The 10,775-nt window shown below is 65.4% G+C and carries 12 protein-coding genes; 10 read left to right on the top strand and 2 right to left on the bottom strand.

Annotated features, from left to right (window positions below; genetic code table 11):
• The 3 genes from EOA23_RS04915 to EOA23_RS04905 form a co-directional block, all read left to right on the top strand.
• Positions 1 to 1,010, top strand: a 1,010-nt coding sequence (locus EOA23_RS04915; protein WP_145966398.1) for an adenylate/guanylate cyclase domain-containing protein, incomplete at its 5' end; no start/stop codon positions are given.
• Positions 1,011 to 1,188: 178 nt separating this feature from the next.
• On the top strand, positions 1,189 to 1,836 hold the full coding sequence (locus EOA23_RS04910; RefSeq protein WP_127303079.1) for a thiamine phosphate synthase: 648 nt from the start codon (positions 1,189 to 1,191) through the stop codon (positions 1,834 to 1,836).
• Between the two features lies 1 nt (position 1,837).
• Positions 1,838 to 3,019: a tetratricopeptide repeat protein gene (locus tag EOA23_RS04905; RefSeq protein WP_245473994.1), complete on the top strand. Its 1,182-nt coding sequence runs from the start codon at positions 1,838 to 1,840 to the stop codon at positions 3,017 to 3,019.
• 9 nt (positions 3,020 to 3,028) lie between these two features.
• On the opposite strand, the gene EOA23_RS04900 is transcribed toward EOA23_RS04905, so the two are convergent.
• Positions 3,029 to 4,045, bottom strand: coding sequence for an NAD(P)-dependent alcohol dehydrogenase (locus EOA23_RS04900; RefSeq protein WP_127303078.1), 1,017 nt, complete (start codon positions 4,043 to 4,045; stop codon positions 3,029 to 3,031).
• 99 nt (positions 4,046 to 4,144) lie between these two features.
• Between EOA23_RS04900 and EOA23_RS04895 the strand changes: the two genes are divergently transcribed.
• From EOA23_RS04895 to EOA23_RS04865, 7 genes are all read left to right on the top strand, one after another.
• Positions 4,145 to 5,014: a LysR family transcriptional regulator gene (locus EOA23_RS04895; RefSeq protein WP_127303077.1), complete on the top strand. Its 870-nt coding sequence runs from the start codon at positions 4,145 to 4,147 to the stop codon at positions 5,012 to 5,014.
• Positions 5,015 to 5,131: 117 nt separating this feature from the next.
• A complete protein-coding gene (gene efp / locus EOA23_RS04890; RefSeq protein ID WP_042645720.1) occupies positions 5,132 to 5,698 on the top strand; it encodes an elongation factor P in 567 nt (188 codons plus the stop codon).
• 37 nt (positions 5,699 to 5,735) lie between these two features.
• On the top strand, positions 5,736 to 6,536 hold the full coding sequence (locus EOA23_RS04885; protein ID WP_127303076.1) for an inositol monophosphatase family protein: 801 nt from the start codon (positions 5,736 to 5,738) through the stop codon (positions 6,534 to 6,536).
• A 190-nt stretch (positions 6,537 to 6,726) separates the two neighbouring features.
• The gene (locus EOA23_RS04880) at positions 6,727 to 7,419 is read left to right on the top strand and encodes a hemolysin III family protein (protein WP_127303075.1); all 693 of its coding nucleotides are present in this window, start codon (positions 6,727 to 6,729) and stop codon (positions 7,417 to 7,419) included.
• 102 nt (positions 7,420 to 7,521) lie between these two features.
• The gene (locus EOA23_RS04875) at positions 7,522 to 8,541 is read left to right on the top strand and encodes a MotA/TolQ/ExbB proton channel family protein (protein WP_127303074.1); all 1,020 of its coding nucleotides are present in this window, start codon (positions 7,522 to 7,524) and stop codon (positions 8,539 to 8,541) included.
• A gap of 1 nt (position 8,542) precedes the next feature.
• A complete protein-coding gene (locus tag EOA23_RS04870) occupies positions 8,543 to 9,571 on the top strand; it encodes a peptidoglycan -binding protein (RefSeq protein ID WP_126063982.1) in 1,029 nt (342 codons plus the stop codon).
• Between the two features lie 252 nt (positions 9,572 to 9,823).
• Positions 9,824 to 10,249 (top strand): hypothetical protein, encoded by a 426-nt coding sequence (locus tag EOA23_RS04865; protein WP_127303073.1) that lies wholly within the window; start codon positions 9,824 to 9,826, stop codon positions 10,247 to 10,249.
• An 81-nt stretch (positions 10,250 to 10,330) separates the two neighbouring features.
• Here EOA23_RS04865 and EOA23_RS04860 read toward each other — a convergent pair whose 3' ends face one another.
• On the bottom strand, positions 10,331 to 10,684 hold the full coding sequence (locus EOA23_RS04860) for a DUF1304 domain-containing protein (protein ID WP_127303072.1): 354 nt from the start codon (positions 10,682 to 10,684) through the stop codon (positions 10,331 to 10,333).
• Positions 10,685 to 10,775: the final 91 nt, after the last annotated feature.

Here is a 10,775-nt window from a genome sequence, read left to right as displayed (position 1 = left end):
GGCTGGTTGACGACGGTTTGCCGCTCGTCGGTGGGGCCCTGCCGCTCGCCCCGCCGCATCCGATCATAACGCGCCGCGCCTGGCTGTGGCAGGCGCAGACAGGCGTCGTCATGGAGGCGCTGGGTTTTGGCGCCGGCATGATGCCTGGAACCGGAGAGGCAGATCTCGGACGCGAATGGCTGGCGGGACTGGGAACCGGTGTCGTGCACGATTACACGGTTGGTCCCAAGCGCGAGGATGCGCAATCGGGGAATCCAAAACTGAACTGGGCCGCGGCACGCCCTCTCGCGGAGCACGAATCGAAAACACTGGACCAGGTGGCGCGCTTCGCCGTGGCGCCGCTTGCCGCTCTCGCCGCTAGGTCGACGCTGTCGGCCCTGCTTGAGGCCTATCTTGGGCAACGCAGCGCGGCGCAGGTGTTGGCCGGCCGTTCGCGGCGCGAGGTTGGCGAGACAATCCGCGCGGTCCTGCTCTACAGCGATTTGCGCGACTTTACCGCCCTGTCGGAAGAGACGGACGCCGAGCAGGTCGTGGCGGCGCTCAACGCCAGCTTCGATCGCATCGCCGGCGCCGTTCACGCGTTTGGCGGCGAGGTGCTGAAATTCATCGGCGACGGCGTGCTGGCGATCTTTCCTGTCGGCGAGCGCTCGGTCTCAGAGGCTTGCGAGGCGGCGTTGCGCGCGGTCGCAGCGGCGCGGGCGGGGATGGCGCAGCTCAATCAGGTTCGTGGCGGACAGGGCATGCCCGAGCTGCAATTCGGCATGGCGCTGCACATCGGCGACATGGTGTGGGGCAATGTCGGCACAGCCGACCGTCTGGATTTCACCGCAATCGGCCCGGCCGTGAACCTCGTCAGCAGGCTCGAAGGCCTGTGTCGGCCGCTTGGACGGAGCGTCCTGATCTCCGGCGCTGTCGCCGCGGAAACCACGACGCCCTTGGTCCCGTTGGGCGAACACCAATTGCGTGGAATTGTCAGACCGTGCGCCGTCTTCAGCCTGCCGGACGGGTGATCCTGGAGCGGTTCGGCGTTTCCGCGAACCGGCTCTGTACACGACGGAGCACGGCGATCCGCCGACGTCCCCGCGCTCGACGATCCTGCTTCGCCCTCCTGTTCAAGCTGGCCGCTTTGCTCTATGCCGCAATGCAACCATCTTCGCCCGGCATAGGCGAAACCGGGATCGAAGGCCAATGAACGATTTAACCCCGCCCAATCGCTGCCGCATCGTGCTGATCGCGCCGCCGCTCGTACCGGCGGAGCAGATTTGCGCAGCCTTCGAGGGCGGCGACATCGCCTCGCTGATCCTGCCGGACAACGGCATGGACGACGCCTCCTTCCAGGCTTTCGCCGAACGGATCGTGCCGATCGCTCAAGGCGCGGGCATCGCCGTCATCATCGCCGGCGACAGCCGCATCGCGGGTCGCGTCCAGGCCGACGGCATCCATGTCGAGGCAAAGCCGCGGGAGCTCGCCGAGACGATCGAGCGCCTGGCCAGCAAGATGATGGTCGGCGCCGGCGGCGCCAAGACGCGCGATGAGGCGCTGGAGCTCGGCGAGGAGCGGCCCGACTACATGTTCTTCGGCCGCTTCGGCTACGACAACAAGCCGGAGCCGCATCACCGCAACCTTGCCCTCGGCGAATGGTGGGCTGAGATGATCTCGATCCCCTGCATCGTCATGGGCGGCTCCGAGCTTGCTTCCGTCGAGGCGGTGGCCGCGACCGGCGCCGAATTCGTGGCGCTGTCCAGCGCCGTTTTCGCCGATGGGCGCGATCCCGCGGCGGCGGTCGCCGCCGCCAACGCGCTGCTCGATGAAACCGCTCCGCGTTTCGAGGACTGACATGCGCTTGCGTGTGCTTCCTCTGGCCGTCCTGGCCGGCTTGCTGGTTCCGGCTTGCTGGCTGGGCGCAACGGCGAGCGCGACTGAGACCGTGCCTCTGCCCCAGCCCCGGCCGGAGACGAGTGCGCCGGACAAGGGCGCGCCAGACGCAGCCAAGCCGGATGCAGGCTCACCGGACACGGGCACGCCGGATAAGGGCAAACCGGACACAGCCACGCCGGACGCCGGCGCCCCGGATGCGAGCCGGTTCGGCGGCGATCCGCATATCGACAAGCCGATCCAGAACACCTTGCCGCAGCCGGCCACCATGACTCCGCCATCGGCCGACACCGTCAATCCCGACCGTTTCGGCGCCAAGCAGCCGGACGCCGCCTATGGCGCCTTCCAGCGCGGCCTTTACAAGACCGCCTACAATCTTGCCGTGGAGCGCGCCAAGAACGGCGATCCGGCCGCCGAGACGCTGGTGGCAGAAATCCTGTCGCGCGGGCTGGGCGTGCCGCTCAATCCGGCCGAGGCTGCAAAATGGTATGGGCTGGCCGCCGAACAGGGCGTGCCGGAGGCGCAGTTCCAATATGCGCTGATGCTGCTCGATGGCCGCTATGTGAAGAAGGACGAAAAGGGCGCCTTCGCGCTGATGCAGGCCTCGGCCGAGGCCGGCAACCGGCTTGCGCAGTTCAACTTCGCGCAGTTGCTTGTCCAGCAGGATCCTGGCGATGACGGGCTTGTGAAGGCCGCCGTCTACTACGAACGCGCGGCCGCCACCGGCCTTGCCGACGCGCAATATGCGATGGCGCAACTCTACGCCAACGGCGCCGGCGGCAAGCCGCATGACGACGCCCAGGCGCGTATCCTCCTGACGCAAGCCGCGCGGCAAAACTACGACACGGCGCAGATCGACCTCGCCGCCTGGATGATCGAGGGGCGCGGTGGCGAGCGCGACCTGAAATCGGGCTTTGCCTGGATGAGGCGGGCGGCGCAAGGCGGCAATGTCGCCGCCCAGAACCGCCTCGCCAAGCTCTATATGGGCGGCATCGGCACCGACCCGGACCTGATCCTCGCCGGCGCCTGGTATATCGTCGCTCGCCGCGCCGGTTTGATCGATCCGCAGATGGACGATTTCCTCCAGGGCCTCGACGACGACCAGACCAAGCAGGCGCTGCAAACGGCAAATCGCCTGCCGTAGCCCTCCTCCTCACCGCATATGGTCGAGCACGACCTTGCCGAAGGGCGAGCCGTGCTCGAGGTAGCGAAGCGCCGATGCGGCCTCGTGCCAGGCAAACACCTTGTCGATCACTGGACGCAGGCCGTTGACGGCAATCGCCCGGTTCATCGCCTCGAAGGACTGGCGCGACCCAACCGGAATGCCGCGCGCCGTGACCTGGCGGCGGAAGATGTCGAGCGGATTGACTGATCCATCGCTGCCGCCGAGATAACCGATGACGTTGATCTGTGCACCGCGCGCCGCCGCCTTGAGCGACTGCGCAAAGCTTTGCGGCCCACCGACCTCGATGATGTGGTCGGCGCCGCGCCCATCCGTCAGCGCCAGCACGCCCTCCGCCCAGTCCGGGTTGTCGCGATAGTTCACGCCCTCATGCGCGCCGAGTTCCTTTGCCCGGGCGAGCTTTTCATCGCTGCTCGATGTGACGATCACGCGCGCGCCGGCGGTCCTCGCAAGCTGCACGGCAAACAGTGACACGCCGCCGGTGCCAAGAGTGAGAACCGTCTCGCCCGGCCTCAACTTGCCTTCGGTGAACAACGCGTGCCATGCGGTCACACCCGCGCAGGCCAGCGTTGCCGCCTCGAGGTCGCTGAGGTGGGCTGGCGCGAGCACCGCCGCCTGCTCGTCGAGCAGCGCATACTCACTGAGCATGCCGTCGATTGGCCCGCCGCGCTGATAGGACGCCTCGGCCATGACGAAGCTGCCGGCCACCCAGCGTTGCCAGAACGTGCCGCAGACACGGTCGCCAGCCTTGAACCGGCTGACCTCCGCGCCAACGGCCGCCACTTCGCCGACACCATCGGAAAGCAGCACCAGCGGCAGGTCGAATTTGGTGTGATAGCTGCCGCGGGCGATTTCGACATCGCGGTAATTGAGCGCGCTCGCCTTGACCTTGATGAGGATTTCCTGACGGCCCGGCACCGGCATCGGTCGCTCGACCAGCTTGAGGTTCTCGATGCCGCCCGGGGCCTGCAATTCGATCGCGCGCATTTTGGCTTCCTTCGATTGGAGTGTCGGCAGGAAAATCGCTTGCGCTGCGTTGGTTTTCAAATTCATAATAATCAGAATGATTATGCATATGAAACATGAATGATGCTGGAGGAACTTCGCACTCTCGTCCTCTTCGCTGAGGAGGGTTCGATCCAGAAAGTCGCGCGCCGCCTGCCGCTGACACAGCCGGCGGTGACACGGCAGTTGCAGCGGCTGGAGGATGTGCTCGGCACGACGTTGCTCGATCGCCGGCAAAAGCCGCCGCGGCTGACGGCTGCAGGGTTGGAGGTTCTGACGCGCGCCAGGTACATTCTCGCCTCGGTGGAGGCTCTGAAGTCTTTTGCGGCTGAAGCCGAACCGCGAGGTGTACTGCGCGTCGGCCTGGCGCACGGCTTATCCGACGCCGCTGTCGCCAATGCCATCGCCGGCGCCGCCACGGCGTTTCCAAAAGCCTCGCTGCGCCTGCGAACCGCCTGGAGCGCGGAGCTCGTCGATCAGTTCGACCGCGGCCAACTCGACATGGCGATAGTCCTGAGACCCTTCGACTATGAGGGTCCCGGTGCGCTCGGCATCGAGCGCCTCAGCGTCATCGCGCAGTCCGGCGGGAGTGCGCATGATCTCGAAACCCAATCTTCGATGCCTTGGGTGCTGAGTCCCGAGCCCTGCGACGCCCGGCAAACGCTGCTGTCCGGGATGGGGCGCGACGAACGGCGCCGGCTCGTCGTGGCGGCGGAAATTCAGGACCCCGCAATGCAGATGGCATGGGTGCGTCGGGGGCATGGCCTTGGCCTGATGCCGTCGCGGCTAGCGGCTCGCGGGATTCCCGACGGCCTTGCGCTTATCGACGCCGGCGATCTCGACCTTTCGATGTGGGTCGTAGCGCTATGTTCTCCGCACCTCAACGCCTTGGCAAAGGTGGCGGATGCCATCGCTCAAGCCGTCGGCAAGGCGATCGCGGGCGATAACTGACACCGGCTCGCCGGCGCAACCTTCCCCCTCCCTCCCTTGCCACTATGTGCAATTTGTGGTCTTGGAGGCGCCAAAAGCGCGACCCGCGCCAGAAATCTCATTCCGGATCAGTTCATCATGGCCAAGATCAGTGGCAACGAAATCCGTCCCGGCTATGTCATCGAGCATGATGGCGGGCTGTGGGTGGCGGTCAAGACCAACACCGTCAAGCCCGGCAAGGGCGGCGCCTACAACCAGGTCGAGCTGAAGAACCTGATCAACGGCACCAAGCTCAACGAGCGCTTCCGCTCGGCCGAGACCGTCGAGCAGATAAGGCTCGACCTCAAGGATTTCTCGTTCCTCTACGAGCAGGGCGATGCGCTGGTGTTCATGGACACTGAAAGCTACGAGCAGCTCGAGCTGGCCAAGGACTTCGTCGGCGAGCGCGCTGCTTTCCTGCAGGACGGCATGATGGTGACGGTGCAGCTCTACGAAGAGCGGCCGATCGGCATCTCGCTGCCCGACCAGGTGACGCTGACCGTCACCGAGGCCGATCCGGTGGTGCGCGGCCAGACGGCCGCGTCCTCCTACAAGCCGGCGGTGCTGGAGAACGGCATCCGCGTGCTGGTCCCGCCCTTCATCTCGGCCGGCGAGCGCATCATCGTCGACACCAACGAAATCACCTACATGCGCCGCGCCGATTGAGCGCCGGCCGGTAGGAAGACAAAGCCAGGAAGAAAAAATGGCGCGTTCCGCTCTCCTCAACGTCATGGTCCAGGCCGCGATGAAGGCCGGCCGCTCGCTGTCGCGCGACTTCGGCGAGGTGCAGAACCTGCAGGTCTCGATGAAGGGACCGGGCGACTATGTCAGCCAGGCCGATCGCAAGGCCGAAGAGATCGTCTACGCCGAGCTGTCGAAGGCGCGGCCGGGTTACGCCTTCCTGATGGAGGAGCGCGGCGCGGTCGAAGGCGAGGACGCCCAGCATCGCTGGATTGTCGATCCGCTCGACGGCACCACCAACTTCCTGCACGGCATCCCGCTCTTCTCGGTCTCGATCGCGCTCGAGCGCCAGGGCCAGATCGTCGCCGGCGTCGTCTACAATCCGGCGATGGACGAGCTCTACACCGCCGAGCGCGGCGGCGGCGCCTTCATGAACGACCGCCGGCTGCGTGTTGCCGGCCGCTCCAAGCTGACCGACGCGGTGATCGGCTGCGGCGTGCCGCATCTCGGCCGCGGCCAGCACGGCAACTTCCTGATCGAGCTGCGCAACGTCATGGCGGAAGTCTCGGGCGTCCGACGCCTCGGTTCCGCCGCGCTTGACCTCGCCTATGTCGCGGCCGGACGCATGGACGGGTTCTGGGAAACCGGCCTGTCGTCCTGGGATATCGCCGCCGGCATCCTGCTGGTGCGCGAAGCCGGCGGCTTCGTCTCCGACAAGGATGGCGCGCAGGACATGTTGGACAATGGCGAGGTCGTCGCCGGCAACGAGATCATCCAGCGTGCGCTGCTCAAGACCGTGAAGAAGCCGTTGGCGCCTCGCTGAGCGCGGCGTCGCGATCAGCGCCCTACTGCGAAAGTCGGAATCGATTTTCGTAAGGGATCATGCGCAAATCAACGCGCCACAGCGTTTTTTTGCGCGTCGAAAGGACGCGCGGCGCCGCAGTCGCAAAACCGCAACCGAAGCTTGAAATACTGGTCCGCGACTGCCCAGATTAGGGTTGCAGGATCATGTGATGAACGACGCGCGGCCCGATACGCAGATTGAAATCCCCTTTGTGGGGCGCTGGCATTATTCGCGCGCCGAAATGATCGCCGATGGCATCGTTCACGCGGTGGGCATCATGCTTGCGATCGCAGCGGGCTCCGCCTTCCTGGCGCTCGCGGCTTTCCATGCCGGCCCCGGCGAGTATGCCGCCGCTGTGTTCTATGTCGTCTCGCTGCTCACCGTGCTGTCGGTGTCGCTGGCCTACAATCTGTGGCCGGTATCCTGGCCGGCGAAATGGATCCTGCGCCGCTTCGACCACGCCGCGATCTATCTCCTGATCGCCGCCACCTACACGCCCTTCCTAGCCCAACTCGACAACTCGCCGCTGGCGCTGCCCATGATCGTCGTCGTGTGGGGCGCAGCAGCGGCCGGCATCGCCATCAAGATGTTCCTGCCCGGCCGCTACGACCGGCTGGCCATCGTCTTCTACCTCGCCATCGGCTGGAGCGGCGTGGTGCTGGCCGGACCGCTGGTCACCACACTGCCGACCGTCTCGGTCGCGCTGCTTGTCGCCGGCGGCATCGTCTATTCCTGCGGCGTCATCTTCTTCGCCTGGAAAGGCCTGCGCTTCCACAATGCCGTCTGGCACGGCTTCGTCGTCACCGGCGCCGGCCTTCATCTGGCCGCCATGGTCGACTGCCTGGTCGTCAACCGGTTCTAATCCATGACATAGGCGATATTGCCAAGCACCATTCAATTTGGTCACAATTCCGTTTAGAGTCGCGGCAATTCTGCGGCGGGCGGCATCGGAAACGGGGCACGGATGGCTTTTCTCAGATCCTTCGGCAGGCGATCGGACGTCCTGGTCTACGATCCGCACAAGCTGTCGAGCCCGCAGGTCTTCCTGCTCACCATGGTGATCTTCCTGATCATCGTCGCCTTCATCGCCGCCATCCTCACTCGCCAGATCTCGACCGCCTTCTCCAGCAATCCGGGCCTCAACGGGCTGATCGTCGGCGTGCTGGCGGTCGGCATCCTGCTTGCCTTCGTCCAGGTCGGGCGGCTGTTCCGCGAGGTGCGCTGGGTCAATTCCTTCCGCGCCGGCTCCGAAACCACCGAGCCGGTGCTGCTGGCGCCGATGAAGGCGATGATCGGCCGCTCGTCGACGATCGCCTTCTCCACCTCGTCGATGCGCACGATGCTGGATTCCATCGCTACCCGCCTCGACGAGAGCCGCGACACCTCACGCTATCTTGTCGGCCTGCTAGTGTTCCTTGGCCTCCTCGGCACCTTCTGGGGCCTGCTCAACACCATCGCCTCGATCCGCGAGACGATCGAGGCGCTGGACCCCGGCACCGGCGATGCCGCCGCCGTGCTCGACGCGCTGAAGCAGGGTCTGTCGGCGCCGCTCGCCGGCATGGGCACCGCCTTTTCGTCCTCGCTGTTCGGCCTTTCCGGCTCGCTGGTGCTCGGCTTTCTCGACCTGCAGGCCGGCCGCGCCCAGACCCGCTTCTACACCGAGCTTGAGAACTGGCTGTCTTCGGTCACCGACCTGTCGTCGGACATCGTCGTCTCCGACACCGCCAAGACCGAATCCTCCGAGGACATCCGCCTGCTGTCCGAGCGGCTGCGCAGCCTGCAGGAGAGTGGCGGCGGCTCCAATCCGCGCGTCGCCACCGCCATGGCCAATCTCGCCGACGGCATTTCGGGGCTGGTCAAGAACATGCGCTCCGAGCAGCAGATCATGCGCGACTGGGTCGAGGCCCAGTCGGACGAGCAGAAGGCCATGCGCAACACGCTGGAGAAGATTGCCGACGCGCTGAAGAAGCAAGGGGTCCACTGACGTGGCGCTGGCAAGACGGCGCGCCGACCGCCGCATCGACTACTGGCCGGGTTTCGTCGACGCCTTGTCGACGCTGCTTCTGGCGATCATGTTCCTGCTCACCGTCTTCGTGCTGGCGCAGTTCCTGCTCAGCCGCGAGATCTCCGGCAAGGATGCGGTTCTCAATCGCCTCAACTCGCAGATCAACGAGCTGACCCAGCTGCTTGCGCTGGAGCGCACGAACAGCCAGGACAAGGAGGATTCGCTCGCCAACCTGCAGGCCTCGCTGTCGGCGGCGCAGGCCGAAAAGAGTCGGCTCGAGCAATTGCTGGCGCAGGGCGCCGGCGCCGGCGACGCGGCCAACAAGCGGGCGGACCAGCTTTCCGGCGAGCTCAGCAACCAGCGCCAGATCAGCCAGCAGGCGCTGAGCCAAGTCGAGATCCTCAACCAGCAGATTGCCGCCTTACGCAAGCAGATCGGCGCGCTGGAAGACGCGCTCAACGTCTCCGAGCAGCGCGACCGCGACTCCAATACCAAGATCGCCGATCTCGGCCGCCGTCTGAATGTCGCGCTGGCGCAGCGCGTCCAGGAGCTCAACCGCTACCGCTCCGACTTCTTCGGCCGGTTGCGCGAGATCCTCGCCGACCGTGAGAACATCCGCATCGTCGGCGACCGTTTCGTCTTCCAGTCGGAGGTGCTGTTTCCGACCGGCTCCGACGAAATCAACGACGCCGGCAAGGTCGAGATGAAGAAGCTCGCCGACGCCATCATCGAATTGCAGAAGGAAATCCCGCCGGAGATCAGCTGGGTGCTGCGCGTCGACGGCCACACCGACAACAAGCCGCTGTCCGGCACCGGCCGCTATCGCGACAACTGGGAACTGTCGACCGCGCGCGCCACCTCGGTGGTGAAGTTCCTGATCGAGAACGGCGTGCCGGCCAACCGGCTGGTGGCTGCCGGCTTCGGCGAGTTCCAGCCGCTCGATCCCGCCGATACCGACGAGGCGCGCAGCAAGAACCGCCGCATTGAACTGAAGCTCACCGAACGGTGATCCATTATCACGGATAAGTCACGGCAAGTTGTTTGTCGGCTCAATACTTAGCGTGCCAAGTCCCGCCGGCAAGGCCTGAAAACATTATCATTTTTTAACTACACATCGGCAATCGACGCACCTAATTTGCCGCGCAGGGCCGGGGACCGCCGGCGATGCCTCCCATCGCGACGCGACGGAACCGGACGGCCCGCAAAGGTCGGAAGGCAATGCGGCAGGGCCGCAGCCTTCCCTATCGGAGGATGCGCCGCCATGCGCGCTTCAACATCTCTCAAGACTATGACCCTGGCTGCCGCGTTGATCGCGGCCCCGCTCGCCGGCGCCTATGCGGCCGGACACCGCAAGGGGGCTCTCGACGCGACCCCTACGGCCGATTTCGTCGGCCCCCGCGCGGCCGGTCTTATCGATCAGGTCCAAGGCGTGGATCAGGGCATCACCGATGCCCGGCAGGCAAACAACATTTCGGCTTCCGAAGCGCAGCAACTGCACATGCGCGCCGCTCGCATCAGCCAGGCCGCGGAGCATGTCGCGGCTTCGGATCACGGCCGGATCCCGTCCGCGCAATACCATGCACTGCTGCGCCGCCTCGACAATGTCGACCAGAGGTTGATGAACGACACCGGCAGCGGCTTCATGATGGGCGACGGCTCCGACGGCGGGAACTACCCGAACGGCTGACGTCTCCGGCAGAAACGGACCATTTGGCGCCCGCGGGACCTGGCCCCGAGGGCGTCCTTTTTCGATCGCGTATCGTTTTGGTTATAGGCCGAGCCAAAGCGCGAGGATCGCAAGCACTGCCGGAACCGTCTGAACGAAGAGAATCTTGCGGCCGACAGTTGCCGCGCCGTAGAGGCCGGCTGTCGCGACGCAGAGCAGGAAGAACATCTTGACCTGAAAGCCCGCAGTGCCGAGGTAGAGACCCCAGATCAGGCCCGCGGCAAGAAAGCCGTTGTAGAGCCCCTGATTGGCGGCAAGCACCTTCGAAGCGCTGGCGAATTCCGGCGTCACGCCGAACGCCTTGCGGCCGCGCGGCGTGTCCCAAAGCACCATCTCCAGATAGACGATATAGCAATGAATCAGCGCCACCAGCCCGACCAGGATATTGCCGATCATCGTCCCCTCCAGCGGTTTGTTCCCGGCATTGATCACGCAGCCGCCCCACAAGGCAAGACCACTGGTTCCATCCCGATCGATCAGGGTTGCC

This window comes from Mesorhizobium sp. M2A.F.Ca.ET.042.01.1.1 (assembly GCF_003997405.1).
Classification (GTDB): domain Bacteria; phylum Pseudomonadota; class Alphaproteobacteria; order Rhizobiales; family Rhizobiaceae; genus Mesorhizobium.
This window is presented reverse-complemented; position numbering and strand designations above follow the sequence as displayed.

Coding starts and splice junctions, on each gene's coding strand:
- EOA23_RS04880 (WP_127303075.1), top strand. CDS start 6,727: ATGAACGACGCGCGGCCCGATACGCAGATTGAAATCCCCTTTGTGGGG.
- EOA23_RS04860 (WP_127303072.1), bottom strand. CDS start 10,684: ATGATCGGCAATATCCTGGTCGGGCTGGTGGCGCTGATTCATTGCTAT.
- EOA23_RS04875 (WP_127303074.1), top strand. CDS start 7,522: ATGGCTTTTCTCAGATCCTTCGGCAGGCGATCGGACGTCCTGGTCTAC.
- EOA23_RS04865 (WP_127303073.1), top strand. CDS start 9,824: ATGCGCGCTTCAACATCTCTCAAGACTATGACCCTGGCTGCCGCGTTG.
- EOA23_RS04900 (WP_127303078.1), bottom strand. CDS start 4,045: ATGCGCGCGATCGAATTGCAGGCCCCGGGCGGCATCGAGAACCTCAAG.
- EOA23_RS04910 (WP_127303079.1), top strand. CDS start 1,189: ATGAACGATTTAACCCCGCCCAATCGCTGCCGCATCGTGCTGATCGCG.
- EOA23_RS04885 (WP_127303076.1), top strand. CDS start 5,736: ATGGCGCGTTCCGCTCTCCTCAACGTCATGGTCCAGGCCGCGATGAAG.
- EOA23_RS04905 (WP_245473994.1), top strand. CDS start 1,838: ATGCGCTTGCGTGTGCTTCCTCTGGCCGTCCTGGCCGGCTTGCTGGTT.
- EOA23_RS04895 (WP_127303077.1), top strand. CDS start 4,145: ATGATGCTGGAGGAACTTCGCACTCTCGTCCTCTTCGCTGAGGAGGGT.
- efp (WP_042645720.1), top strand. CDS start 5,132: ATGGCCAAGATCAGTGGCAACGAAATCCGTCCCGGCTATGTCATCGAG.